20 protein-coding genes and 1 pseudogene are annotated in these 24,717 nt (G+C 72.7%); 7 read left to right on the plus strand and 14 right to left on the minus strand.

The window, feature by feature from the left end; all coding sequences use genetic code 11:
- Positions 1 to 589 precede the first annotated feature (589 nt).
- A pseudogene (trpS, locus tag AB0412_RS34945) lies at positions 590 to 1,620 on the plus strand (tryptophan--tRNA ligase).
- 96 nt (positions 1,621 to 1,716) lie between these two features.
- On the opposite strand, the gene proC reads toward trpS, so the two are convergent.
- From proC to AB0412_RS34975, 6 genes are all read right to left on the minus strand, one after another.
- Positions 1,717 to 2,529: a pyrroline-5-carboxylate reductase gene (gene proC / locus AB0412_RS34950; protein ID WP_366406647.1), complete on the minus strand. Its 813-nt coding sequence runs from the start codon at positions 2,527 to 2,529 to the stop codon at positions 1,717 to 1,719.
- 124 nt (positions 2,530 to 2,653) lie between these two features.
- On the minus strand, positions 2,654 to 3,436 hold the full coding sequence (locus tag AB0412_RS34955; protein WP_366406648.1) for an ABC transporter permease: 783 nt from the start codon (positions 3,434 to 3,436) through the stop codon (positions 2,654 to 2,656).
- Complete coding sequence (locus AB0412_RS34960) at positions 3,433 to 4,287, minus strand: ABC transporter ATP-binding protein (RefSeq protein WP_366406649.1); 855 nt, start codon at positions 4,285 to 4,287, stop codon at positions 3,433 to 3,435. The genes AB0412_RS34955 and AB0412_RS34960 overlap by 4 nt, the downstream gene beginning before the upstream one ends.
- 33 nt (positions 4,288 to 4,320) lie before the next feature.
- Positions 4,321 to 5,121 (minus strand): class I SAM-dependent methyltransferase, encoded by an 801-nt coding sequence (locus AB0412_RS34965; protein WP_366406650.1) that lies wholly within the window; start codon positions 5,119 to 5,121, stop codon positions 4,321 to 4,323.
- 225 nt (positions 5,122 to 5,346) lie between these two features.
- Positions 5,347 to 5,859 carry an EamA/RhaT family transporter gene (locus AB0412_RS34970; protein WP_366406651.1) on the minus strand — a complete coding sequence of 171 codons (513 nt, stop codon included), beginning with the start codon at positions 5,857 to 5,859 and terminating at the stop codon, positions 5,347 to 5,349.
- A 42-nt stretch (positions 5,860 to 5,901) separates the two neighbouring features.
- Positions 5,902 to 6,222, minus strand: a complete 321-nt coding sequence (locus AB0412_RS34975) for an SH3 domain-containing protein (protein ID WP_366406652.1) — start codon at positions 6,220 to 6,222, stop codon at positions 5,902 to 5,904.
- Positions 6,223 to 6,403: 181 nt separating this feature from the next.
- Here AB0412_RS34975 and AB0412_RS34980 point away from each other — a divergent pair, with 181 nt between their 5' ends.
- Positions 6,404 to 8,494 carry a serine/threonine-protein kinase gene (locus AB0412_RS34980; RefSeq protein WP_366406653.1) on the plus strand — a complete coding sequence of 697 codons (2,091 nt, stop codon included), beginning with the start codon at positions 6,404 to 6,406 and terminating at the stop codon, positions 8,492 to 8,494.
- Positions 8,495 to 8,569: 75 nt separating this feature from the next.
- Here the strand turns inward: AB0412_RS34980 and ilvD are convergent, their stop codons facing one another.
- The 4 genes from ilvD to AB0412_RS35000 form a co-directional block, all read right to left on the minus strand.
- Complete coding sequence (gene ilvD / locus AB0412_RS34985) at positions 8,570 to 10,423, minus strand: dihydroxy-acid dehydratase (RefSeq protein ID WP_366406654.1); 1,854 nt, start codon at positions 10,421 to 10,423, stop codon at positions 8,570 to 8,572.
- Positions 10,424 to 10,623: 200 nt separating this feature from the next.
- Positions 10,624 to 11,274, minus strand: a complete 651-nt coding sequence (locus AB0412_RS34990) for a TetR family transcriptional regulator (protein ID WP_366406655.1) — start codon at positions 11,272 to 11,274, stop codon at positions 10,624 to 10,626.
- A complete protein-coding gene (locus tag AB0412_RS34995) occupies positions 11,271 to 12,104 on the minus strand; it encodes a sugar phosphate isomerase/epimerase (protein WP_366406656.1) in 834 nt (277 codons plus the stop codon). Before AB0412_RS34995 ends, AB0412_RS34990 begins: the two co-directional genes overlap by 4 nt.
- A gap of 219 nt (positions 12,105 to 12,323) precedes the next feature.
- Positions 12,324 to 13,256, minus strand: a complete 933-nt coding sequence (locus AB0412_RS35000; protein WP_366406657.1) for a Ppx/GppA phosphatase family protein — start codon at positions 13,254 to 13,256, stop codon at positions 12,324 to 12,326.
- A gap of 62 nt (positions 13,257 to 13,318) precedes the next feature.
- Between AB0412_RS35000 and AB0412_RS35005 the strand changes: the two genes are divergently transcribed.
- Positions 13,319 to 14,185, plus strand: coding sequence for a hypothetical protein (locus AB0412_RS35005; protein ID WP_366406658.1), 867 nt, complete (start codon positions 13,319 to 13,321; stop codon positions 14,183 to 14,185).
- A 169-nt stretch (positions 14,186 to 14,354) separates the two neighbouring features.
- Here AB0412_RS35005 and AB0412_RS35010 read toward each other — a convergent pair whose 3' ends face one another.
- Positions 14,355 to 16,136 (minus strand): hypothetical protein, encoded by a 1,782-nt coding sequence (locus AB0412_RS35010; RefSeq protein ID WP_366406659.1) that lies wholly within the window; start codon positions 16,134 to 16,136, stop codon positions 14,355 to 14,357.
- Between the two features lie 217 nt (positions 16,137 to 16,353).
- On the opposite strand from AB0412_RS35010, the gene radA reads away from it, so the two are divergent.
- Together radA and disA are read left to right on the plus strand one after the other, a co-directional pair.
- Positions 16,354 to 17,763 (plus strand): DNA repair protein RadA, encoded by a 1,410-nt coding sequence (radA, locus tag AB0412_RS35015; protein ID WP_366406660.1) that lies wholly within the window; start codon positions 16,354 to 16,356, stop codon positions 17,761 to 17,763.
- Positions 17,764 to 17,844: 81 nt separating this feature from the next.
- Positions 17,845 to 18,969, plus strand: coding sequence for a DNA integrity scanning diadenylate cyclase DisA (gene disA, locus AB0412_RS35020; protein ID WP_366406661.1), 1,125 nt, complete (start codon positions 17,845 to 17,847; stop codon positions 18,967 to 18,969).
- Positions 18,970 to 19,053: 84 nt separating this feature from the next.
- On the opposite strand, the gene AB0412_RS35025 is transcribed toward disA, so the two are convergent.
- Positions 19,054 to 19,905 (minus strand): hypothetical protein, encoded by an 852-nt coding sequence (locus tag AB0412_RS35025; protein ID WP_366406662.1) that lies wholly within the window; start codon positions 19,903 to 19,905, stop codon positions 19,054 to 19,056.
- A gap of 174 nt (positions 19,906 to 20,079) precedes the next feature.
- Here AB0412_RS35025 and AB0412_RS35030 point away from each other — a divergent pair, with 174 nt between their 5' ends.
- Complete coding sequence (locus AB0412_RS35030; RefSeq protein WP_366406663.1) at positions 20,080 to 20,706, plus strand: phosphatase PAP2 family protein; 627 nt, start codon at positions 20,080 to 20,082, stop codon at positions 20,704 to 20,706.
- Here the strand turns inward: AB0412_RS35030 and AB0412_RS35035 are convergent.
- Together AB0412_RS35035 and AB0412_RS35040 are read right to left on the minus strand one after the other, a co-directional pair.
- Complete coding sequence (locus tag AB0412_RS35035) at positions 20,666 to 21,364, minus strand: response regulator transcription factor (RefSeq protein WP_366406664.1); 699 nt, start codon at positions 21,362 to 21,364, stop codon at positions 20,666 to 20,668. The genes AB0412_RS35030 and AB0412_RS35035 overlap by 41 nt on opposite strands.
- Positions 21,361 to 22,998 carry a histidine kinase gene (locus AB0412_RS35040; RefSeq protein ID WP_366406665.1) on the minus strand — a complete coding sequence of 546 codons (1,638 nt, stop codon included), beginning with the start codon at positions 22,996 to 22,998 and terminating at the stop codon, positions 21,361 to 21,363. Before AB0412_RS35040 ends, AB0412_RS35035 begins: the two co-directional genes overlap by 4 nt.
- 254 nt (positions 22,999 to 23,252) lie before the next feature.
- Between AB0412_RS35040 and AB0412_RS35045 the strand changes: the two genes are divergently transcribed.
- Positions 23,253 to 24,188, plus strand: a complete 936-nt coding sequence (locus AB0412_RS35045) for an A/G-specific adenine glycosylase (RefSeq protein ID WP_366406666.1) — start codon at positions 23,253 to 23,255, stop codon at positions 24,186 to 24,188.
- The last annotated feature ends 529 nt before the right edge of the window (positions 24,189 to 24,717 follow it).

The following is a 24,717-nucleotide window of genomic DNA, read 5'->3' on the forward strand; positions in this document are numbered from 1 at the left end:
GAGTTCTCAAGGAACGGACGCTTCCTTCGTACTCACCCTCTCGGGCTTTCCTCCGGGCGCTTCCCTTCGGTGTTTCCGACTCTATCAGATCTTTTTCTCGACCTGACCCCCAGTCAGCGGGTTTGCCTTCCCGGCCGTTGGGCCGTTCCGACGAGTGAGACTTTAGCGGATTCCTGGCTCCCGAGCTAATCGGGGGCCTGCGCCCTTTCGAACGCGGATTCCTCATTTCGCGAATACGCACGCCAATGACACGACGGCAGACATGACGACTGTCGTCGATCAGTGGTGGTACTTGCGGAATGGCTGTCCGGGGACCGACCGGAGTCGGCGCTCACGTCGGACAACCCGGAGAACAGTACGGATCACGCGGGGGTGTGTCAACTCGCGTGCCGACCCCACCCTCCGGGCGTACTCTGTTCCGTATGACGACGCGTACGTACAGCCAGTTCTGGTGGGCCGCCTGACGGCGGCCGACGCTACGTATGCACTCAACGGCCGCCGCCTCGGCGGCCGTTTTCGTTTCTCCCTCCAGAGCTCCGGGGGCGGCCGGCCGGGACGGCGGTCTCGATCGAGAGGGAGACGAGACGAGATGACGCGGGTCTTCAGTGGGGTCAAGCCGACCGGGCATCTGACGCTGGGGAACTACCTGGGAGCGATGCGGCAGTGGGCCGCGGTCGATCAGTACCGGGCCGACGCGCTGTTCTGCGTGGTCGACCTCCACGCGCTGACCGTGGACCACGATCCGGCGCGGGTGCGCAGGCTCAGTCGGCAGGCGGCGACGCTGCTGCTGGCCTCGGGGCTGGATCCGGAGCGGTGCACCGTGTTCGTGCAGAGCCATGTCGACGAGCACGCGCGGCTGTCGTACCTGCTGGAGTGCGTGGCGACCGACGGCGAGATGCGGCGGATGATCCAGTACAAGGAGAAGGCGGCGCGGGAGCAGCGGCGGGGCGGGAGTGTGCGCCTGTCGCTGCTGACGTACCCCGTGCTGATGGCGGCGGACATTCTGGCGTACCAGAGCGACGAGGTGCCGGTGGGGGACGACCAGACGCAGCACGTCGAGCTGGCCCGGGATCTGGCGGTGCGGTTCAACCAGCGCTACGGGCACACGTTCGTGGTGCCTCGGGCCACGCCTCCCGCGGTGGCCGCGCGGGTGATGAATCTGCAGGATCCGACGTCGAAGATGGGCAAGAGCGAGGACGTCGGGCCGGGGATCGTCTATCTGCTGGACGAGCCGGACGTGGTGCGGAAGAAGGTCATGCGGGCCGTGACCGACAGCGGGCGGGAGGTCGTGTACGACCGGGAGGCTCGGCCGGGGGTGGCGAACCTGCTGGAGATCCTGGCCGCCTGCACGGGTGGGAACCCATCGGAGCTGGCCGGGAGTCGTACGGCGCTTTGAAGAGGGACGCGGCGGAGGCTGTGGTCGAGGTCCTGAGGCCCGTGCAGGAGAGGCACAAGGAGTTGTGCGCGGATCCTGGCTATGTGGAGGGGGTGCTGCGGGATGGTGCGGAGCGGGCGCGGGGTATGGCGCGGCCGACCGTGGATGCGGCGTATCGGGCGATCGGGTTGTTGCCGGCCGGGGCTGATAGCGGGGCCGTGGTCGAGGTGAGTGCGGCCCGGTAAGCAGTCGGCGGGCCGGGCCGGTGCTGGAGGCGGCGGGTGTGCGCGCCGCCTCCGGGGTCGGTGTGATCCGGCTCGGTGTGCTCGGGTGCGGTGCCGTCAGTCCTTGGTGCCGGAGGCCAGCTCGCGGCTGCGGTCGCGGGCGGCCTCGAGGGCGGCGATGAGAGCGGCGCGCACACCGTGGTTCTCGAGTTCGCGAATGGCGTTGATGGTGGTGCCGGCGGGCGAGGTGACGTTCTCGCGGAGCTTCACCGGGTGTTCGCCGCTGTCGCGGAGCATGGTGGCGGCGCCGATCGCGGACTGGACGATCAGGTCGTGGGCCTTGTCGCGGGGCAGGCCCAGCAGGATGCCGGCGTCGGTCATGGCTTCGACCAGGTAGAAGAAATACGCCGGGCCGGAGCCGGAGAGGGCCGTGCAGGCGTCCTGCTGGGACTCGGGGACGCGGAGGGTCTTGCCGACGGCGCCGAAGATCTCCTCGGCGTGGGCGAGGTGCTCGGCGGTGGCGTGGCTGCCGGCGGAGATGACCGACATGGCCTCGTCGACGAGGGCGGGGGTGTTGGTCATGACGCGGACCACCGGGGTGCCGGCGGTGAGCCGTTCCTCGAAGTACGAGGTCGGGATGCCGGCGGCGCCGCTGATGACCAGGCGGTCGGCGGGGACGTGGGGGGCGAGTTCGTCGAGGAGGGCGCCCATGTCCTGCGGCTTGACCGTGAGGATCAGGGTGTCGGCGGTCTTGGCCGCTTCCTGGTTGGAGACCGGGGTGACTCCGTAGCGGGTGCGGAGTTCGTCGGCTCGTTCCTGGCGGCGGGCGGTGACCAGGAGGTCGGCGGGTGCCCAGCCGGCGCGGATCATTCCGCTGAGCAGGGCTTCGCCGATCTTGCCGGTGCCGAGGACTGCGACTTTCTGGGTCATGGCTGGGAGTGCCCTCCGGGGTGTGCGTCGTCCTGCTTCATCCTCGCACTCGGGCGGGGTGGCGGCGGGGTGGTGTCCGGCAGGCGGGACGGCGGCGTGGCGGGTGCCGCTCGGCGCCCGGGTCCTATGCCGTCCGGCGGCGCAGGGTGGCGGCTCCGAGGCCGAGGACCAGGAGGGCGCAGCCGGCGACGATCAGGGCGTCGCGGACGAAGGCGGCGGTCATGTCGGTGTGCTTGAGCACCTCGTTCATGCCGTCGACGGCGTAGGACATGGGGAGGACGTCGGAGATGCCCTCCAGGACGGGGTGCATGTTGTCGCGTGCGGTGAACAGGCCGCAGAGGAGGAGCTGGGGGAAGATCACCGCCGGCATGAACTGGACCGCCTGGAATTCCGAGGCCGCGAAGGCCGACACGAACAGACCGAGGGCTGTGCCGAGGAGCGCGTCGAGCAGGGCGACGAGGAGGAGCAGCCAGGGGCTGCCGGTGACGTCGAGGCCCAGGAACCACAGGGCGAGGCCGGTGGCGAGGGCGGACTGGATGACCGCGAGGGTGCCGAAGGCGAGGGCGTAGCCGGCGATCAGGTCACCTTTGCCGAGGGGCATGGCGAGGAGGCGTTCGAGGGTTCCGGAGGTGCGCTCGCGCAGGGTGGCGATGGAGGTGACCAGGAACATCGTGATCAGCGGGAAGATCCCGAGGAGGGAGGCGCCGATGCTGTCGAAGGTGCGCGGGCTGCCGTCGAAGACGTAGCGCAGCAGGAAGAGCATCAGGCAGGGGACGAGCAGCATCAGGGCGATGGTGCGCGGATCGTTGCGCAGCTGGCGCAGGACCCGGGCGGCGGTGGCGGTGGTGCGGGAGGCGTTGAGGGCGCCGGTCGGGGCGGGGGTGATGGTGGGCGTGGTGGTGCTCATCGGGTGGTCTCCTTCGCGCGGCCCGCGGCGATCGCCGCGTCCACCAGGTGCAGGAAGGCCGCTTCGACGGTGTCGGAGCCGGTGCGGTCGCGGAGGGCGTCGGGGGTGTCGTCGGCGAGGATCTCGCCGGCGCGCATGAGGAGGAGGCGGTGGCAGCGCTCTGCCTCGTCCATGACGTGGGAGGAGATCAGCAGGGTGGCGCCGCGGCGGGCGGCGATGTCGTGGAAGAGCTGCCACAGGTCGCGGCGCAGGACGGGGTCGAGGCCGACGGTGGGTTCGTCGAGGACGAGGAGTTCGGGGGTGCCGAGGAGGGCGACGGCGAGGGAGACGCGGCTGCGCTGTCCGCCGGAGAGGTTGCCGGCGAGGGCGCCGGCGTGGGTGGTGAGGTCGACGTCGTCGAGGACGCGATCGACATCGTGGCGGAGGTCGGCGGCCGCGTGGCCGGGGTGGAGGATCGCGGCGAAGTAGTCGAGGTTCTGGCGGACGGTCAGGTCGTCGTAGACGGAGGGGGCTTGGGTGACGTAGCCGATGCGGGTGCGCAGGGTGGGGTGGCCGGCGGGCCGGCCGAGGACGTCCAGGGTGCCGGTGACCTTGGCCTGCGTGCCGACGATGGCCCGCATCAGGGTGGACTTGCCGCAGCCGGAGGGGCCGAGGAGGCCGGTGATCTGGCCGCGCGGGACGGTGAAGTCGAGGCCCCGCAGAACGGTGCGGGGGCCTCGGACGACGGTGAGGTCCTGGGCGCGGATGGCCGGGGTGCCGGTGGCGGGGTCACCTGTGGCGGGGGCGCCCGTGGTGTCGGGTGGCTCCGGGTGCGGGTCCGGGCGTGACGGCTCGGAGGAATAATTCATCATGCGATGAATAATCCTCTCGGGGGGCGGGACCCGTCAAGCGGCTGGGGGTGCCATGCCTACGAGGAGGACGACGTCGTAGATCTCCTCGACGAGGCCGTCGGGGAAGGTGCGCGTCAGGTGGTCGCGCTGGTCGGCGAGCACGGCGGCGGTGCGCTCCTCGCCGTGGACCAGGAAGAACGAGTGGCTGGCGAGGTTGGCCAGATGGGTGTCGATCGGGACGCGGCGGCTCCAGCGGATCTCACGGCGGGTGAAGTGCAGGCGGCCGGTGGGGTCCGCTGCGCGGGCGTCGGTGTTGCGCCGTTCCGCGGCGACGTCCACGCCGAAGTGCCGGGCGAGGCGTGCGGCCTCGTCGGCGATCCAGGGGACGTCGAGGGCGTCGGTGTTCCACCACAGGGCGAGCGCGCCGCCCGGGCGCAGGACACGGACGGCCTCCGGGACGGCACGGGCGGGGTCGGTCCAGTGCCAGGCCTGGGCGTAGGTGAGGAGGTCGAGGGAGGCGTCGGCGAGAGGGAGGTCGTTGCCGTTGCCGCGGACGATCGGGAGCCGGGGGTGCAGGCGGCGGAACTGGGCCGCCATGCCGTCACCGGGCTCGACGGCGAGGACATCGGCGCCGCGGGCGTGCAGGAGCGCGGTCGCGATACCCGTACCGGCGCCGATGTCCGCGACGCGGGAGCCGGCGAGGGGGCGGCCGGTGAGGTCCTCGAGGGCGTCGAAGAGGGTGGGCGGGTAGGTGGGGCGGTTGGCGGCGTAGAGGGCGGCTGCGGTGTTGAAGGAGTGGGCGCGGGTGGTGCGGTCGGGCGGGGGGAGCGGTGTGGGCGCGGGCGGTTTTGTCATGCCGCCCATGGTGGAGGGGGCGGGCGGGCGTGTGGGCGGATTTTCGAGGGGCCTCGGCGAGGGCCTTCCGCCTGTGGCGATGCCCCGCGGTCGTTCGGACGAAGGGGCCCGCGCTGCTCAGGGGCGGCGCCCGGTGTTGTGCGTCGCCTGTGCCCAGGGAGGGCGCCCGGCGTTGTGCGTCGCCTGTGCCCGGGGAGGGCTACCGACGTTGTGAGTCGCCTGGGCTCAGGGGCGGCGGCGCTTCTTGGGGTTGCCGGAGCGGCGGGAGGTGCGCTTCTCGTGCTGGGCGCGGGCTGCCTCGTACTCCTCGCGGTGGAGTCTCTCGCCGGGGGCCTCGGTGAGGGAGCGGAAGAAGTACGCGAGGAGGGAGCCGACGAAGCCGATGGCCAGCAGGCCGCGGAGGGAGGCCTGGCGGGCGGGGTCGTGGCGGCGGGTGAAGCCCTCCCAGGTGTGGCGGAAGGCGAGCGCGCTGCAGACAGCGAACATGACGACCATGAGGAGGGTGACGAAGCTGCCGACGTCGGCGATCTGGAGGCCCTGATAGGCGACGCGCAGCACGAAGCAGGCGGCGGCCGCGGTGACCAGGGAGCCGGCGGCGACGCCGATGCGGCGGGCGGTGTAGCCGCGGTCGTGGTCGACCCACGTCGTTCCGAAGAAGCGGAGGGGTTCGGGGCGGGGGCCGTCGGGGGTGTCCGGGGAGCCCGCGGTGCTGTCCGGGGTGCCGTTCGCTGCGCTCACGCATCGATTATGGCGCCGGGCGCACCGCGGGCTGCTCGGGGATCAGGAGCAGCGCGGGGCGACGTAGCCGTCGCTGCCGGTCTTCACGTACGCGTCCGAGACGTACTCGCCGTTGCTGATGTTGTCCCAGATCTTGCTGGTGCCGTAGGGACCCGTCACCGTGGTGCCCGGCGTCTGGCAGTAGATCGGGACGCGAGCTCCCTCGGGCAGGACGCGCACGATGCCGTAGCTCGTGCCCGGACCGCTGCGCACGTTCAGCCGGACGCCCGGGGCAACCGGGTAGTAATTGACGGCCGCGGCTGCCGTCGTGGCGGCGGTCTCCTCCGCGCCGGGACCGGCCTCTTCGATGCGGTCGACAGACATGTACGTCCTCCCCCGTTGAGCCCCATGACTGTCATGGGGTCACGTCGATTCCCCTGGACACGCCAGAAAACACGAGTTCGCAACTCGCACGCGGAGGCTAGCAAGCCGCCTCCGTCTCGTACGACTCATCGACTAGGCTCCGTGATTCGCGCGCGCGGACGAACAGCACGGGGGTGGTTCCATGGCGCAGCAGCGGAACACCGGAGCGGGCGCGGAAGCGGAACTTCCGGAGTACGCCGGTCACTATCGCCTGGAGTCGCGTCTGGGCTCCGGTGGCATGGGCGTGGTGCATCTGGCGCGCAGCACGTCCGGGTTGAAGCTCGCGGTGAAGGTCGTCCATGCCGAGTTCGCGCGGGATCCCGAGTTCAGGGGGCGTTTCCGGCAGGAGGTCGCGGCCGCACGGAAGGTGAGCGGCGCGTTCACCGCACCTGTCGTGGATGCCGACCCCGACGGCGAACGCCCCTGGATGGCAACGCTGTTCATACCCGGTGCGACCCTCGCGGAAGAGGTGAAACGGAACGGCCCGATGACACCGGCGCGGCTGCGTCGGCTGATGGCCGGACTCGCCGAGGCGCTGCGGGACATCCATCGTGTCGGGGTCGTGCACCGGGACTTGAAGCCCAGCAATGTGCTGTTGGCCGAGGACGGCCCGAAGGTCATCGACTTCGGCATCTCCCGGCCGAAGGACAGTGAACTGCGCACGGAGACAGGCAAATTGATCGGCACCCCGCCGTTCATGGCACCCGAGCAGTTCCGGCGGCCCCGGGAGGTGGGACCGGCCGCGGACATCTTCGCGCTGGGGTCGGTCATCGTGCACGCGGCGACCGGGCGCGGGCCGTTCGACTCCGACAGCCCGTATGTGGTCGCCTATCAAGTGGTGCACGACGAGCCCGACCTGTCCGGTCTCCCGAAGGAGTTGGCGGCACTCGTTCGGCGGTGCCTCGCCAAGGAGCCGGAGGACCGGCCGACGCCGGACGAGTTGATGCGGGAACTGCGGTCGGTGGCTGCTTCGTACGACACCCAGGTGTTCATACCGGCACAGCGCACGAGTGACGCGCCCGAGCCTGCGCCGCCCCTCCCGGCTCCCGCTCGGCGGCGCCGGAGGCCGGGCAGGCGGGCCCTGCTCGTGGGTGTGGCGCTGTTCGCCGTCGGATCCGGTGCCCTCGCCCACACCCAACTGGCCGGTCCGGAAGGCGCATCACCTGACGCCCCGGTGTCCCGTAGTGCACCGGCCCCATTCCGGGCATGGGAAGCGCGGCCGGTGTCGCGCGACGGAGGCGTGCCGCAATGTTCCTACGACGCCAAGGCGGTCCACTGCTCCCAGCGGGGAGTCGTCTTCGCCCTCGACCCGGCCGACGGCCACCTCCTGTGGCAGCGCCCCGCATCCGATCGGTTCGTCAGTGATCCCCCGGTCGTCTCGGGAGGGCTCGTTCATTCCCACACGGGTGGAGGCCGACGCGTCAGGGCACTGGATCCCGGTTCGGGCGCCGACGTCTGGCACAGGGTCCTGCCTCAGCATCGATCGGCTCGGTATGCCGGCGACACGCTGCTGCTCACCGGTGCGGACGGCGCGGTCACCGGCCTGGACAGCGCGTCGGGCGACGCGAGATGGAGCCGGCGGATCCCCGGTCACAGCGCCGCGACCGTCGTCTCACTCCCCGAAGACCCCCTGGCCTACGCGACGAGCACCTCGAACGACGGTTCGCGGACGCGGGTCACCGCCGTGGACCCCGCCTCGGGCCGCGTCCGGTGGGATGCCGAACTGGACGGCGCGCTGAAGCTCATCGGCGCCCAGGGAGGATCCGTCTTCTTCCTCGCCAACGACCCGTACGACGGCGAAACCGTCGCCGTCGTCCGCTTCACGCCCGGCTCCGGTGAATCGACCCGTGTCTCGCTTCCCGTCCCCCGTCGGGACGTCGTTGGTTCGGTGCGTGGAACGAGGGTTCATCTCATGGCTCAGGGCGGCGCGCTGGAGGCGTACGACATGAAGGCACGGAAGCGGGTGTGGCACCTGGAGACGGGCATCGTCCGCGGGTCCGTCCCGGCCGTCGACGAGCGGCATGTCTATCTCACCGCGCCCGATGGGCGGCTGCTCGCTGTCGATGCGCGGGTGGGGCGGTTGGTCGGGCAGACCGCGGTGCGGCTCGGAGCGGCCGGGGATCGGGTGGCCGCCGCGTTGCCGCGGCCCGTGGTCGTGGATGGGCGCGTGTATGCCTCCGCGCCTGACGGGACCGTGTTCGCCGTGGACGGGCGGGATCCGGCGGGATGGTGAGCGTGGCGGGCGTGCGGCGGGACGGGTGAGGGCCGCCTCCGTGGGGGTACGGGGCGGCCCTCTTCCGGCGGTGGGTCAGCTCAGCTTCGTGACGTCGCGGACCGCGCCCTTGTCGGCGCTCGTCGCCATCGCCGCGTAGGCCCGCAGGGCGGCGGAGACCTTGCGGTCGCGGTTCCTGGGGGCGTACCGGCCGTTCAGCAACTGCTCGCGGCGGGCGAGTTCCGCGTCGTCGACGAGGAGTTCGATCGAGCGGTTCGGGATGTCGATGCGGATGCGGTCGCCGTCCTCGACCAGGGCGATGGTGCCGCCGGAGGCCGCCTCGGGGGAGGCGTGGCCGATGGAGAGGCCGGACGTGCCGCCGGAGAAGCGGCCGTCGGTGACCAGCGCGCAGGCCTTTCCGAGTCCGCGGCTCTTCAGGTACGACGTCGGGTAGAGCATCTCCTGCATGCCGGGGCCGCCCTTGGGGCCCTCGTAGCGGATGACGACGACGTCGCCCTCCTTGACCTGCTTGGTGAGGATCTTCTCGACGGCCTCCTCCTGCGACTCGCACACGACCGCCGGGCCCTCGAAGGTCCAGATCGACTCGTCGACGCCGGCGGTCTTCACCACGCAGCCGTCGACCGCGAGGTTGCCGCGCAGGACCGCCAGGCCGCCGTCCTTGGAGTAGGCGTGTTCGGCCGAGCGGATGCAGCCGTTCTCGGCGTCCTCGTCGAGGGAGTCCCAGCGCTCGGACTGGGAGAAGGCCTCGGCGGAGCGCACGCAGCCGGGAGCCGCGTGCCACAGCTGAACCGCCTCCTGTGACGGGGAGCCGCCGCGGATGTCCCAGGTCTTCAGCCAGTCGGCCAGGGACGGGCTGTGGACCGAGTGGACGTCCTCGTTGAGCAGGCCCGCGCGGTGCAGTTCGCCGAGGAGGGCAGGGATGCCGCCGGCGCGGTGCACGTCCTCCATGTAGTACGTACGGTCCTTGGCGACGTTCGGAGCGACCTTCGCCAGGCAGGGGACGCGGCGCGACAGGGCGTCGATCTCGGTGAGACCGAAGGGGACCTCCGCCTCCTGGGCGGCGGCGAGCAGGTGCAGGATCGTGTTGGTCGAGCCGCCCATCGCGATGTCCAGGGCCATGGCGTTCTCGAACGCCTGGACGGTGGCGATGCTGCGGGGCAGGACCGAGTCGTCGTCCTGCTCGTAGTAGCGGCGGGTGAGGTCCATGACCGTGTGGGCCGCGCGGACGTACAGGTCCTTGCGTGCGGTGTGGGTGGCCAGGACCGAGCCGTTGCCGGGGAGGGAGAGGCCCATCGCCTCGGTGAGGCAGTTCATCGAGTTGGCGGTGAACATGCCCGAACAGGAGCCGCAGGTCGGGCAGGCGTTCTCCTCGATCCGCAGGACGTCCTCGTCGGAGATCTTGTCGTTGGCCGCCTCGACCATGGCGTCGACCAGGTCCAGCGTGCGGACCGTGCCGTCGACCAGCGTGGCCCGGCCGGACTCCATCGGGCCGCCGGAGACGAAGACCGTGGGGATGTTCAGCCGCAGGGCGGCGTTGAGCATGCCCGGGGTGATCTTGTCGCAGTTGGAGATGCAGATCAGGGCGTCGGCGCAGTGGGCCTCGACCATGTATTCCACGCTGTCCGCGATCAGGTCACGGGACGGGAGGGAGTACAGCATGCCGCCGTGGCCCATGGCGATGCCGTCGTCCACGGCGATCGTGTTGAACTCGCGCGGGATGCCGCCGGCCTCTTTGACGGCCTCGCTGACGATCCGGCCGACCGGGGCCAGATGCGTGTGGCCGGGGACGAACTCCGTGAAGCTGTTGGCGACGGCGATGATCGGCTTGCGGCCGATGTCCGCACCCGGTACACCCGAGGCACGCATAAGGGCGCGGGCGCCCGCCATGTTGCGGCCGTGGGTGACTGTGCGGGACCTCAGCTCGGGCATCGTCGCTCGCTCCTTCAGACCTTCTACGGGGAGTACCGGCCGGACATCCGGCTGAGTCGAGCGTACGCCGGTCATCCAGAGGGCGGGACAAGGTGTCCGGAATGCGGGATGCGTGTCTCAGTTCCCCCGCGCCGGTGCAGCTCGCACCGGCGCCGCGCTCACCGTCGCTCGCAGCTCGCGCCGACACCGCAAGCCGGGGTTCAGGGGCCGGTGAGGTGGCCCTGCACCACGGGGGCGACCCGGCTGATGATCTGCTCCGGGTCCGCCGAGGCCAGGGGCTCCATCTTGATCACGTAGCGGATCATCGCGATGCCGACCAGCTGCGCCGCGGCGAGCTCGGCGCGCAGCTCCGCGTCCGGCAGGTCGACCTGGTCGGCGATGCGGCGCAGCAGCTGGGTGGCGACCAGGCGGCGGAAGACGGCTGCCGCGGTCTCGTTGTTCACGGCGGAGCGGACGATCGCGAGCAGCGGGGCCCTGGTCACCGGGTTCTCCCAGAGCCCGATGAGCATACGGGTCATGCGCTCGCCGGCCTGGTCGAGCGGACCGGTGATCACCGCGTCCCGCATCACGAGGGCGGGCGCGAAGGCGACCTCCACCGCCGCCTCGAACATCTGCTCCTTGGTGCCGAAGTAGTGGTGCACCAGAGCTGAGTCGACACCGGCGGCCTTGGCGATGCCCCGGACGGACGTCTTCTCGTAGCCGCGCTCGGAGAACTCCTCGCGGGCCGCGCTCAGGATGCGGTCGCGGGTGTCGGCGGATTCGGTGCGCCGGGGACGGCCGCGGCGGCGGGGGGCGCCCGGGGTGGGGGCGGTCGCGTCCGGGCCCCCGCCGGGTGCGGTCAGGCCGGTCATCGTCGCGGCACCCCCGCCGGTGAGGACGCCGCGGCCAGGTGCAGGCGGGTGAAGGCCAGCGCCTCCGCCAGGTCGGCCTCCCGCTCGGCGCTCGACATGGCCCGGCGGGTGTTGACCTCGATGACGACATGGCCGTCGAAGCCGGTCAGGGCGAGGTGTTCCAGCACCTCGGCGCAGGGCTGGGTGCCGCGGCCGGGGACGAGGTGCTCGTCCTTGGCGGAGCCGCGGCCGTCGGCGAGGTGGACGTGACCGAGCCGGTCGCCCATGCGGTCGATCATCTGCAGGGCGTCGGTGCGGGCGGTCGCGGCGTGGCTCAGGTCGATCGTGAAGTGGCGGTAGTCGTCCTTCGTGACGTCCCAGTCGGGGGCGTAGGCGAGCATCTCGCGGTCGCGGTAGCGCCAGGGGTACATGTTCTCCACGGCGAACTTCACGTCCGTCTCGTTCGCCATCCGCCAGATGCCGTCCACGAAGTCGCGGGCGTACTGCCGCTGCCAGCGGAACGGGGGGTGCACGACGACGGTGCTCGCGCCGAGCTTCTCCGCGGCGGACTGCGCCCGCTGGAGCTTGGTCCACGGGTCGGTGGACCACACCCGCTGGGTGATGAGCAGGCAGGGGGCGTGCACGGCGAGGATCGGGATGCGGTGGTAGTCGCTGAGCCGGCGCAGGGCCTCGATGTCCTGGCTGACCGGGTCGGTCCACACCATGACCTCGACGCCGTCGTACCCGAGGCGCGCGGCGATCTCGAAGGCCGTCGCCGTCGACTCCGGGTAGACGGAGGCCGTCGACAGGGCGACCTTCGCATCCGGGACGCGCACGAGGGGCTTCGCCATGAGGGACAGGTTACGGGGTGGGGTCGGGTGAGGGCCGGGCGCCTTGTCGCCGTTGTGGTCGATGCCATATGCCGGGTGGCCGGTGCGTCATGCCGGGTGGCCGGGTGTGTGGGGATCGGAGGCAGAGGCGTCGGGTGGGGTGCCGGTGCGTCGCGGCTTGTCGCGCGGTTCCCCGCGCCTCTTTGGGGCGCGCTCCCCCACCCGTCGACTTCGGGCGCCCTACCCCTGGTCCATGTGATCCAGCCGTCGCAGGATCACGCCCTCGCGCAGGGCCCAGGGGCAGATCTCCAGGCGTTCCACGCCGAAGAGGTCCATCGCGGCCTCCGCGACCAGCGCACCGGCGAGCAGCTGGCCCGCGCGGCCCTCGGAGACCCCGGGCAGCTCCGCGCGCTCGTCGGCGGTCATGGCGGCCAGCCTCGGCACCCAGCCCTCCAGGGACTCCCGCTTCAGCTCCCGCTGCACGTACAGCCCCTCGGCGGAGCGGGCGGCACCCGCGATACGGGCGAGCTGCTTGAAGGTCTTGGAGGTCGCCACCACGTGATCGGGGGTGCCGAAGCGGCTGAACTCCCCGACGGTGCGGGCGATCTCGGTCCGCACATGGCGTCGCAGGGCACGGACGTCGTCCGGCTCGGGCGGGTCGCCGGGCAGCCATGCGGCGGTCAGGCGGCCGGCGCCCAGCGGCAGCGACACCGCGGCGTCGGGCTCCTCGTCCATGCCGTAGGCGATCTCCAGGGAGCCGCCGCCGATGTCGAGCACCAGCAGCTTCCCCGCGGACCAGCCGAACCAGCGGCGAGCGGCGAGGAAGGTGAGCCGGGCCTCCTCCTCGCCCTCGAGGACCTGCAGCTCGACACCGGTCTCCGCGCGCACCCGGTCGAGGACGTCGTCGGCGTTGACGGCGTCCCGCACCGCGGAGGTGGCGAACGGCAGCAGATCCTCGACGCCCTTGTCCTCGGCGGCCACGAGCGCGTCCTGGATGACGGAGACGAGCTTCTCCACCCCGTCGGGACCGATCGCTCCGTCGTCGTCGAGGAGCTGGGCGAGGCGGAGCTCCGCCTTGTGCGAGTGCGCGGGCAGCGGGCATGCGCCGGGGTGCGCGTCCACCACCAGCAGATGCACCGTGTTCGAACCCACGTCGAGGACACCGAGTCTCATGTACGGAACGCTACTGCCCACGGCGGTACTGGGTCGCGGCCCGGGCGACTTACCCTGGACGGGTGCCAAAGACGAAAAAGGCGAAGGACGCAAAGTCGCCCAAGAAGGACAAGCGGGCCGAGGGAGCCACGGTGCCCGTGGGTTCCTCGGCCGGGCCCGCCCTGGACGACGAGAAGGGGCTCGACTTCGCCCGCGCATGGGTGGAGTTTCCTGATCCGGCGGACGACGAGCAGGTCTTCCGCTGCGATCTGACATGGCTGACCTCTCGCTGGAACTGCATCTTCGGCAGCGGCTGCCAGGGCATCCAGGCCGGCCGCGCGGACGACGGGTGCTGCACCCTGGGTGCCCATTTCTCCGACGAGGACGACGAGAAGCGGGTCGCCGAGCATGTGGCGAGGCTCACGCCGGACATCTGGCAGCACCACGCCGAGGGCACGAAGAACGGCTGGGTGTCCGAGGACGAGGACGGGGACCGTCAGACCCGCCCCTACCAGGGCTCCTGCATCTTCCAGAACCGGCCGGGCTTCGCCGGCGGCATGGGCTGCTCGCTGCACATCCTCGCCATGAAGGAGGGCCGCGAGCCGCTGGAGACCAAGCCGGACGTGTGCTGGCAGCTGCCGATCCGGCGGACCTACGACTGGATCGACCGCCCCGACGACACGCGCGTGCTGCAGGTGTCGATCGGTGAGTACGACCGCAGGGGCTGGGGCCCGGGCGGCCACGACCTGCACTGGTGGTGCACCTCGGCGACCTCGGCGCACGGCGCGGGCGAGCCCGTGTACGTGTCCTACCGCGCCGAACTGACCGAGCTGATGGGCAAGGCAGGCTACGACCGCCTGGTGGAGCTGTGCGAGGAACGCCTCGCCTCGCAGCTCCCCCTGCTCGCCCCTCATCCGGCCGACCCCGTGGATCCGGCAGACCCGGCCTGACATCCGCCGGCCCGGCCGGCGGCCACGGTTTCGCCGCACCCCGGCCCGGCCCCGCCCGGCAACAGCCTCGCCGCACCCGAACCGAATCCGGCCACGGCGTCGCGTACCCGAACCCGGCCACGGCGTCGCGTACCCGAACCCGGCCACGGCGTCGCGTACCCGAGCCCGGCTACGGCGTCGCCGGGCTCGGGGCGTCCGAGTCGCCCGCCGGCGGGGACGAGTCCGCCGGGGCGCCGGTGGTCGGGGTGTCGCTCGTGGGCTGAGGGTCCGGGGACGTCGGGGGCGGGTCGGTCGGGGTCGGGTCCGAGGGAGACGGGCTCGTGGGGCCCGGGTCCGGGTCCGAGGGAGACGGTGACGGAGGCGGGGTGCTGGGCGTGCCGGGGTGGGACGTACCCGGGCCGCCGGGGTGCGGGCCGGGGGGCGTGGAGGGGGCCGACGGGGTGGGGGCGGGGCCGTAGCCGTCGATCGTGACGACGGCGCCCGTCGGTGAGATCGCCACCTGCGCGCTCCAGTGGCCGGACGGTTCGCGCAGCTGGTCGACGTACACCTTGATCGTCAACGACTCGCCGGGCCGGAGCGTTCCCGAGGACCGGCTCAGGTAGAGCCAGGACGCCCCGGTCGTCGCCGACCAGCGCACCGGTGCCGTGCCCGTCGCGGTGAGGGTGACCAGCGTGGTGTCGCCGCTGTGGCCTGCCGTGACGCTCATCGCGGCGGCGCCCTTGTGTCCGGCGCCGGCGACGTCGACCACCTCCACGGACACGTCGGCCTTCGCGTCCTTGTCCTTCTTGCCGAAGCGGCCGCCGGGGTGGGTGCTGGCGTTGCCCGCGTTCTCGTAGCCGCCCGCTCCCTCGCCGTCCAGGTCGAAGGGGCCGTCGGCCTCCCGCGCGGAGGCCGAGCGGCCGTCCTGCGCCTCCCCGACGGGCGTGCCCCGGTAGGCGGCCCACAGGGCGAGCACCGGCGCGGCGACGACGGTGGCGACGACGGTCGTCGTGACGGCACGCGCGCGCAGCCGGTCCCTGCGGGCGGCGCGGTCCTTGGGGTCCATGGGGAAGCCGCGCCGGTCGAAGCGGGGCGCCACGGCACGCGTGCGTGGATGGTGCGCCATGGCGGCGTGCAGCGCCGCGGCGGGCACCGGCAGGACGGGCAGGGCGTCGGGCGTGACGGCGGTCCCGGGCCAGCGGCCGGGAATGGCGCGCTCGGCGGTACGGCGGCAGCGCGGGCAGTCGTCGACGTGCCGGACGAGTTCCCGGCGCACGGCGCTGCTGAGCACGAGCTGGTGGTCGCCGGTGAGATGCGCCACGCCCGGGCAGCTGCCGGTCTCGACGACGGCGAGCGCCGCCCGTGTGCGTTCGACCTCGCACGCCGCCGAGGCGAGCAGCTCACGCGCGGCGGCCGGTTCCATGCCGAGCACGGCGGCGACCTCGTGGGCACCGAGATGGTGCCGCACGGCCAGCTCGAGCGCCTCGCGCTGCTCGGGGGTGGTGCCGGCGGCCTCGGGCCACGCCAGCAGCGCCAGTTCGCGCCGGCGCCGCTCCTGGACCTCCTCGGAGACGGCCGGCGCGGTGGCCGTCCGCGCCGTCCGGCCCGCCCGCTGCCGGCCGGTACGGCCCGCCGCGTGCGTGGCCTGACGTTTCTGCTTGGCCTCGGTCAGCTTGCACAGGCACGCCCAGCGGGCCAGCGCGTACAGCCAGGCCCGGCGCTCCCCCGGCGCGTCCGGGACGTGGCGTCCGCGGCGCTCGGCGAGCGCGAGGACGTCGGCGAGGGCGGCGGTCGCCGCGTCGTGATCGCACAGCACGGACAGGCAGTAGGTGAACAGGCCGTCCAGGTACGGCTCGTGCGGCGCGGGTGGCCGCTTCGCGAGTGCGCGGGCGGCCGCACGGTCACGCACCTCCCGGTGCGGCCGGTGTGCGCCGGTCGTGCGGGTCGAGGTCTCCGGGCCACTGCTCATCATCCAGCGACCGTAGGGGGCCTCGGCCGGCCCCTTCCGGCGCCCAGCGCACTTTTAATCCATACGGGTGAAACGATCCCTCAATCGAGTACAGGAACCTTTCGCTTAATGGTTCTGATGAAAATTCCCGGCCCGCCTCCCCACGTCGACGGAAGATGTCCGCCCCGGCCGGGGCGCCCGGCCGACGCCCGTTGTCAGACCCGGCCGCTACCTTTTCCGCATGGCTGCCCGTACCAAGACCACCAAGGACCGCCCGTCCTACCGCTGCACCGAGTGCGGCTGGCAGACGGCCAAGTGGCTCGGCCGCTGCCCCGAATGCCAGGCATGGGGCACGGTCGAGGAGTACGGCGCGCCCGCGGTCCGTACGACGACCCCCGGCCGGGTCACCACCTCCGCGCTGCCCATCGGCCAGGTCGACGGCCGCCAGGCCGCCGCCCGCTCCACGGGCGTGCCCGAGCTGGACCGGGTGCTCGGCGGCGGACTGGTCCCCGGCGCGGTGGTGCTCGTCGCGGGCGAGCCGGGCGTCGGCAAGTCCACGCTGCTGCTGGACGTCGCGGCCAAGTCGGCGAGCGACGAGCACCGCACGCTGTACGTCACGGGTGAGGAGTCGGCGAGCCAGGTCCGCCTGCGCGCCGACCGCATCCACGCCATCGACGATCACCTCTATCTCGCCGCCGAGACGGATCTTGCCGCCGTCCTCGGCCACTTGGACGCGGTGAAGCCGTCCCTGCTGATCCTGGACTCCGTGCAGACGGTCGCGTCCCCGGAGATCGACGGCGCGCCGGGCGGCATGGCGCAGGTCCGCGAGGTGGCCGGCGCGCTGATCCGCGCCTCCAAGGAGCGCGGGATGTCCACGCTCCTGGTGGGCCATGTCACCAAGGACGGCGCGATCGCGGGCCCGCGCCTGCTGGAGCACCTGGTGGACGTCGTCCTGCACTTCGAGGGCGACCGGCACGCGCGCCTGCGCCTGGTCCGGGGTGTGAAGAACCGCTACGGCACCACGGACGAGGTCGGCTGCTTCGAACTGCACGACGAGGGCATCACGGGCCTTGCGGACCCGAGCGGACTTTTCCTGACCCGCCGTGACGAACCGGTCCCCGGCACCTGCCTGACGGTCACCCTCGAGGGCCGCCGCCCGCTGGTCGCCGAAGTGCAGGCGCTCACCGTCGACTCGCAGATCCCCTCACCCCGGCGCACCACCTCGGGCCTGGAGACCTCCCGCGTGTCGATGATGCTCGCCGTGCTGGAACAGCGCGGCCGGATCAGCGCCTTGGGCAAACGGGACATTTACTCCGCGACGGTCGGCGGGGTGAAGCTCTCCGAACCGGCCGCCGATCTCGCCGTGGCGCTCGCGCTCGCCTCGGCCGCGAGCGACACCCCGCTGCCGAAGAACCTCGTCGCGATCGGCGAGGTGGGACTCGCGGGCGAGGTGAGACGCGTCACGGGCGTGCAGCGCAGGCTCGCCGAAGCGCACCGGCTCGGCTTCACACATGCCCTGGTGCCGGGCGATCCCGGCAGGATTCCGGCCGGTATGAAGGTCCTGGAAGTCGCGGACATAGGGGACGCTCTGCGCGTCCTTCCGCGCTCCCGTCGCCGAGAGGCCCCCCTGGAGACGGAGGACCGCCGGTAGACTTTGCCCAGGTCTCGCCCGTCCGTACGAAACGAGTGCGCGAAACGGGGGCGCCCCAGAACCTGCGACCGGAGGAGTGCAGTGGCAGCCAACGACCGGGCAGCAGCTCCCGGAAAGTCCGGTGGGAGTGCCGGTTCCGAGGGCCTGATGCGCGCCTCGCTGAGCGCCGTGGCACCCGGCACCGCACTGCGTGACGGCCTGGAGCGGGTGCTCCGCGGCAACACCGGCGGTCTCATCGTGCTCGGCTCCGACAAGACCGTCGAAGCGCTGTGCACGGGCGGTTTCGTCCTGGACGTCGAGTTCACCGCGACCCGGCTGCGCGAGCTGTGCAAGCTGGACGGCGGCATCGTCCTGTCGTCCGACCTGTCGAAGATCCTCCGCGCCGGCGTCCAGCTGGTCCCGGACCCGACGATCCCGACGGAGGAGACCGGCACCCGGCACCGCACCGCCGACCGCGTCTCCAAGCAGGTCGGCTTCCCGGTGGTCTCGGTGTCGCAGTCGATGCGTCTGATCGCCCTCTACGTCGACGGGCACCGCCGCGTCCTGGAGGACTCGGCGGCGATCCTGTCCCGCGCCAACCAGGCCCTCGCCACGCTGGAGCGCTACAAGCTCCGCCTCGACGAGGTCGCGGGCACCCTGTCGGCGCTGGAGATCGAGGACCTGGTGACCGTGCGGGACGTCTCCGCGGTCGCACAGCGCTTGGAGATGGTGCGCCGCATCGCCACGGAAATCGCCGAATACGTGGTCGAACTGGGCACCGACGGCCGTCTCCTCGCCCTCCAGCTCGACGAGTTGATCGCAGGAGTGGAGCCCGAGCGCGAACTGGTCGTGCGGGACTACGTCCCCGAGCCCACCGCGAAGCGCTCCCGCACGGTCGACGAGGCGTTGTACGAGCTGGACGCGCTCACCCACGCGGAGCTGCTCGAGCTGCCGACGGTCGCGCGTGCGCTCGGCTACACCGGCTCCCCCGAGACCCTCGACTCCGCGGTCTCCCCGCGCGGCTTCCGCCTGCTGGCCAAGGTCCCGAGGCTGCCGGGCGCGATCATCGACCGCCTGGTGGAGCACTTCGGCGGCCTGCAGAAGCTGCTCGCCGCGAGCGTCGACGACCTGCAGACGGTGGACGGCGTGGGCGAGGCGAGGGCGCGCAGCGTACGGGAGGGTCTGTCGCGGCTGGCGGAGAGCTCGATCCTGGAGCGGTACGTCTGAGCCGGGGCGAGACCGGTTCGTGCAGAGCCGCGGCCCGGTGGGGGCTGGTCGCGCAGTTCCCCGCGCCCCTTCAGCTACGCAGCGCTAATCCGCATCCAGCACGAACGACGTCCGCACCTTCTCGAAGCCCGGTGCCTTCGCCTCCACCAGGTACGTCCCCGCCTTCGCCGACCCCGCCGGCGGCGTCGCACACTTCGGCGCACTCGGCTTGCGGTCCCACTTCACGGTGTACGTGATGCTCTCCCCCGCCGGCACGCGGAACACCAGGCTCCCCGCGCCCTTGGGGCAGTCGTCCGACGACCAGTACGCGTCGTCACCATCGGCCTGAGACACCGTCAACACCGCGTTCTTCGGCCCGAGATCGACCTTGCAGTCGCTCCCGGAGACGTTCCGCGCGGTCAGCAGGAACGTCGGCGTGGCACCGGGCTCGTACGTGTTCCGGGCGCTGCGCAGGCTGAACTTCACCGCGCCCGCCGTGCAGTTGGGCAGCCCCGAACCGGACCCGGCCGGCAACGCGTCTCCCGCGCCGACCCCCGCCGACGTACCGCCCTCGGAGCCGCCACCGGCGCTCCCGCCTGCGCCCGAGCCCGAACCGTCCGCGCCCCCGGAGCCCCCGGAGTCGTCGCCGCCCGCGCCGTCGTCCCCGGCGCCCGACGACGAGCCGCCCGAGCCCCCTGAGCCGCCGCCCTCCGACTCGTCACGCCCACCCGGCGCCTGGCTGATCGCCGGACCCGAACTCGACGGACCCGGAGTGATGGACGGTGCGGGATTCTTGCCGTTGGCCCCGTTGTCGCGGTCCCCGCCGTCTCCGCCGCCGGAGCTGACGATCCAGGTGATCAACAGCGCCAACAGGGCTAGCACGGACAGCAGTACGGCCCTCCGTCGCCAGTAGATGGAGGAGGGAAGCGGCCCGACCGGATTGCGCAGAGATCCCACGGCGCAAACTGTACGAGAGATCGGCGCGTTCGCTGGCCCCACCCGCCGCTGAGATCCGCAACTTTTCCGGATCATCATTCCGGAATCCGCACTGTCCCCCTGTCTTTCGTCAGGTACGGCACGGGACGATCGCAGGGTGTGACCGAACAGGCGCCTCGCCTACGGTCCGTGACCATGGACTTCATGGACAGCGGGCTCTACCGCGACATCACCGACTACGCGCACGACACCCCAACGTGGGTACAGCACACGGCGGAAACCGGGACCGAGGCCGGACTGCTGGTCTTCGTCGCGCTGTTCGTCCTCGCCTGGTGGCGGGCCCGGCGCGCCGACACACGCGCGTTCGCGATCGCGGCCCTTGCACCCTTGGCCACGGCTGTGGCGTACGTGTGCAGTGAGGTGCTCAAGTCCGTTGTCACACAGGAGCGTCCGTGCCGTGCGGTCACGGACGCCGCGCCTTCCCTGGCCGTGTGCCCGCCGCACGGCGACTGGTCGTTCCCCAGCAACCACGCCACCATCGCCGGCGCCTCGGCGCTCACCCTGGTCCTGGTCCGCCGCGCGCTGATCTGGCTCACGGCACCTCTCGCGGCGCTGATGGCCTTCTCGCGCGTCTTCGTCGGCGTGCACTACCCGCACGACGTGGCCGCGGGCCTGCTGCTCGGCACCGCCGTCGCCCTCGCGGCCATACGGCTGGGCACGCGCCCGGCGATCCGGCTGACGGAGACGATGCGCACGTCCCAGGCGCCTGCCGTGCGATGGCTCACCGGCCCGGGGCCGGCCACCGCTCCCGCCCGCCGCTGAGGCCGCCGTCCTCCACCAGCCCCGCCTCGTACGCCACGATCGCCGCCTGCACGCGGTTGCGCACGCCGAGCCGGTCCAGGACCGAGCTGACGTAGGCCTTCACCGTGCCCTCCACCAGGTGCAGCCGGGCCGCGATCTCCGGGTTGGACAGGCCGGCTCCCACCAGCCCCAGCACCTCGCGCTCCCGCGGGCTCAGTTCCGCCACGCGCGCGCGTGCCTGCGCCTCGCGGGTGAGCCTGCCGTCCCCCAGCCCCTCGATGACGTACCGGGCCACCTTCGGCGACAGGAAGGCCGCGCCGCCCGCCACCGCCCGTACGCCCGCGATGAGTTCGTACGGGTCGCCGGACTTGAGCAGGAAGCCGGTGGCGCCGCCGCTCAGGGCGCGGGCCACGTAGGCGCGTTCGGAGAACGTGGTGAGCATCGCGACGGCCGTGCCGGGCACGGTCCGTACGATCTCCTCGGCCGCCGCGAGCCCGTCCGTGCGGGGCATACGGATGTCGAGCAGGGCCACGTCGGGCCGGTGGGCGCGGGCCAGTTCGACGGCCTCGCGGCCGTCGCCCGCCTCGGCGACGACCTCCGTCTCGCCGCCGCTCCCCAGGATGGCGCGGACACCCGCGCGCACCATCGCCTCGTCGTCGGCCAGCAGCACCCTGATCATTCGGAGAATTCCTTGTCGTAGTCGCGCTGTTCGCCTGCCAGACCGACGCGCGGGACGACGTCCTTGGCGATCAGGCGGCCCTCGCCGTCGAAGCACAGCCGGAAGTGGTCGACCGAGACGAACAGTTCGCCGCTCGCACGGTAGTAGCGGCAGTCGGCGCCGTCCGGCGGCGCGGGGGCGCGCTCCACGGGCGGGTCGTGGACGTCCCGGTCGGGCAGCACGCGTGCGACCTCGGTGGCCGGCGCGCCCGTGCGCAGTTCCGCGAAGGCGGCGGGATCCAGCACCGAGTGGGTCTCGGTGTACGCGTACCAGCCGAAGGCGGAACCGACCAGAGCGACACCCACGCCGGCGGCGGCAGCGATCCCGACGGCGACGCGGCGACGGGCCCGGGTGAGCAGCGCGGAGGTGGGGACGACGGTGACCGCGGGGCCGGCCGGGACGGCGGGGGCAGCGGCCCGGGACGTCTCGTCACGCCGCACGGATGCGGGCGGCCGGGAGGGGATGTGGGCTCGGACCCGGTAGCCGTCCTCGTGCGGTCCCGCCTCGAAGGAACCGCCCGCGGCCGTCACCGCGGCGCGCAGTCCGGCCAGCCCGGAGCCGCCCCCGGCCGGCGGGGAACTCGTGCGGGTGGGCCGCCCGTTGGTGATGGTGACGGTCGCTCCCTGCTCGTCGTCCCCCGTCACCGCCACGACGACGGGTGCGCCCGGTGCGTGCCGTGCCGCGTTGGTCAGCGCCTCCCTGGTCACCCGGTGCAGCAGCCGTCCGGCCGGCTCGTCCTGTGCCGTGCCCGTGTCCCGTCCGCCGGGTTCCCAGCGCACCGGCAGCCCGGACTCGGCGGCGCGGGCGACGAGCTGTTCGACGGTCTCGCCGGCCGGGGTCAGCGGCGCGGTTTCGTCGTCGTCCTCGCGCAGGACGCCGATGATGCGGTGCAGCCGGTCGGTGGCATCGGCGGCGGCGGCGCGCAGGTCGGCCGCGGCGGCGCGGTGCGGCTCGGCGAGGTCGGGGGCGACCTGGAGGGCGCCCGCGCGCAGGGCGATCAGGCTCAGCTCGTGGCCCAGGGAGTCGTGCATGTCCTGGGCGATACGGGCGCGCTCGCGCAGCCGGGCGCGTTCCTCGGTGAGGCGCTGCTCCTGCTCCAGCCGGGCCGCCTTCAGCCAGCCCGCCTCGGCCAGCTCACGGCTCTGCCGCCGGTAGCGCCCGCCGAGCCAGGGGAAGACACAGCCGAAGAGGAGGGTGCCCATCAGGACCAGCCACTCGGGGACCGGATCGACGCCCGTGGTCACGATCTTCGCGGTGCCGGCCACGGCGAGGGCCGAGAAGCCGAGAAGCGCGGGCCGCACCCCGGCCGCCCGCGACCCGAGCAGCAGGGCGAGCACGCCGAGCGCGGGGCCGTAGGAGACGCTGAACAGCGCCGGGGCGAGGGCGAGGCCGAGGGCCGCGGTCAGGGCGAAGGCCGCCAGGGGCTGTCTCCGGGACAGGCCGACCGCCACGGCGAGCACGCCCAGGCCGGACAGCTCCTGCCACAGGGGCCGCGGCTCGTTCAGTCCGATCCGGTCGGCGGCAAGGGCCGGCGCGGCGAGGGCCGCCCAGAGCAGGGCGGCCCGGCAGATCGCGGCGCGACGAGCACGTTCCATGCCACCGACGCTACAAGCGCCCGGGGGTGCGGCACTGCTGCCGATCGTCAGGTGCGGGGCTGGAGACGCAGCCCCGGGGCGGCCGTCCTGGCGGTCCGGGGACGGTCACCCTGGCAGTCCGGAAGGGCCACCCGCGCGGCCCGGGGACGGCCACCCCTCGCGGCCCGGGGACGGCCACCCCTCGCGACCCGTACCCATACACACGCCCGCATGTACCCGACCGGCCCCCTTCGACATGGCAGGATCGACGGGTCATGACTGCTCCCACGAAGCCCCAGTACGGCGGCACCGCCGATTCCGCGTCCGAGCGCGCTCTCGGAGAGCCGCTGCACTCCCCCGTGATCGACTGGTTCGACGAGCACGCCCGCGACCTGCCGTGGCGGCGCCCCGAGGCCGGTGCGTGGGGGGTGATGGTCAGTGAGTTCATGCTGCAGCAGACCCCGGTGAGCCGGGTCCTGCCCGTCTACGAGCAGTGGCTGGCCCGCTGGCCGCGCCCCGCCGACCTCGCGGCGGAGGCGCCCGGTGAGGCCGTGCGCGCCTGGGGCCGGCTCGGCTATCCGCGTCGCGCGCTGCGGTTGCACGGTGCGGCGGTCGCCATAGCGGAACGGCACGGTGGTGACGTACCGGCCGACCACGCGCAGCTGCTGGCGCTGCCCGGTATCGGCGAGTACACGGCGGCGGCGGTGGCGTCCTTCGCGTACGGGCAGCGGCATCCGGTGCTCGACACCAATGTGCGGCGGGTGTTCGCCCGGGCGGTCACCGGGGTGCAGTACCCGCCGAACGCCACGACCGCGGCCGAGCGGCGGCTCGCGCGGGCGCTGCTGCCCGACGACGAGCGGACCGCGGCGCGGTGGGCCGCCGCGTCCATGGAGCTCGGGGCGCTGGTGTGCACGGCGAAGAACGAGTCGTGTCACCGCTGCCCGATCGCCGCGCAGTGCGCCTGGCGTCTCGCGGGCAAGCCGGCGCACGAGGGGCCGCCGCGCCGGGGTCAGACGTACGCGGGCACGGATCGTCAGGTGCGGGGGCGGCTGCTCGCGGTGCTGCGGGATGCGCATGGGCCGGTGCCGCAGGCGGCGCTGGACCGGGTGTGGCACGAGCCGGTGCAGCGGGCTCGTGCGCTGGACGGTCTCGTCGCGGACGGCTTGGTGGAGCCGCTGCCGGGGGGTTTGTACCGGTTGCCGTCGGCCTGACGCCGGGTGTTGGTGCGGGCCGGGGGCGGGTCGCGCATCCCGGCGCCGACAGGTCACCGCCCGCGCCCACCCGTGCCGCCCTGCGGCACGACTGCCCGCGGATGGGCGACGTGGTGCCGGGCCCGCCGCACAGCCGCCCGCGGAATCGCGAACGCCACCGAGGTAGTCGCACGGCTGCCCGCGCGACGGACGGGTGGCCCCGCGCGCCGCAGGGCTGACCGCGGGTCAGACGGGATGGACGGATGGCCGGCACCGCCCCACAGCCGCCCGCGGGACCGCGAACGCCACCGAGGTAGTCGCACGGCTGCCCGCGCGACGGACGGGTGGCCCGGCACGTCGCGCGACTGACCGCGCGACGGACGGGTGGCCCCGCGCGCCGCAGGGCTGACCGCGAGATGGACGGGATGGGGGGAATGGCCGGGCCCGCCGCCGCACGACTGGCCGCGGGATCGCGGATGCGACCGGTGCCGTCGCGTGGATCGTCGCGGGACGGGGTGGCCGAATCCGGCATACCTACCCCAAGCGGCCA

The organism is Streptomyces sp. NPDC052012, assembly GCF_040689265.1.
GTDB lineage: Bacteria > Actinomycetota > Actinomycetes > Streptomycetales > Streptomycetaceae > Streptomyces.

Bases quoted from the DNA above. Each gene is read 5' to 3' on its own strand.
- AB0412_RS35010 (WP_366406659.1), bottom strand. From the start codon at position 16,136: ATGATGAGCAGTGGCCCGGAGACCTCGACCCGCACGACCGGCGCACAC.
- AB0412_RS35000 (WP_366406657.1), bottom strand. From the start codon at position 13,256: ATGAGACTCGGTGTCCTCGACGTGGGTTCGAACACGGTGCATCTGCTG.
- AB0412_RS34980 (WP_366406653.1), top strand. From the start codon at position 6,404: ATGGCGCAGCAGCGGAACACCGGAGCGGGCGCGGAAGCGGAACTTCCG.
- AB0412_RS34955 (WP_366406648.1), bottom strand. From the start codon at position 3,436: ATGAGCACCACCACGCCCACCATCACCCCCGCCCCGACCGGCGCCCTC.
- proC (WP_366406647.1), bottom strand. From the start codon at position 2,529: ATGACCCAGAAAGTCGCAGTCCTCGGCACCGGCAAGATCGGCGAAGCC.
- AB0412_RS35030 (WP_366406663.1), top strand. From the start codon at position 20,080: ATGGACTTCATGGACAGCGGGCTCTACCGCGACATCACCGACTACGCG.
- AB0412_RS34975 (WP_366406652.1), bottom strand. From the start codon at position 6,222: ATGTCTGTCGACCGCATCGAAGAGGCCGGTCCCGGCGCGGAGGAGACC.
- AB0412_RS34960 (WP_366406649.1), bottom strand. From the start codon at position 4,287: ATGATGAATTATTCCTCCGAGCCGTCACGCCCGGACCCGCACCCGGAG.
- ilvD (WP_366406654.1), bottom strand. From the start codon at position 10,423: ATGCCCGAGCTGAGGTCCCGCACAGTCACCCACGGCCGCAACATGGCG.
- AB0412_RS34990 (WP_366406655.1), bottom strand. From the start codon at position 11,274: ATGACCGGCCTGACCGCACCCGGCGGGGGCCCGGACGCGACCGCCCCC.
- AB0412_RS34995 (WP_366406656.1), bottom strand. From the start codon at position 12,104: ATGGCGAAGCCCCTCGTGCGCGTCCCGGATGCGAAGGTCGCCCTGTCG.
- AB0412_RS35035 (WP_366406664.1), bottom strand. From the start codon at position 21,364: ATGATCAGGGTGCTGCTGGCCGACGACGAGGCGATGGTGCGCGCGGGT.
- AB0412_RS34965 (WP_366406650.1), bottom strand. From the start codon at position 5,121: ATGACAAAACCGCCCGCGCCCACACCGCTCCCCCCGCCCGACCGCACC.
- AB0412_RS35040 (WP_366406665.1), bottom strand. From the start codon at position 22,998: ATGGAACGTGCTCGTCGCGCCGCGATCTGCCGGGCCGCCCTGCTCTGG.
- radA (WP_366406660.1), top strand. From the start codon at position 16,354: ATGGCTGCCCGTACCAAGACCACCAAGGACCGCCCGTCCTACCGCTGC.
- AB0412_RS35045 (WP_366406666.1), top strand. From the start codon at position 23,253: ATGACTGCTCCCACGAAGCCCCAGTACGGCGGCACCGCCGATTCCGCG.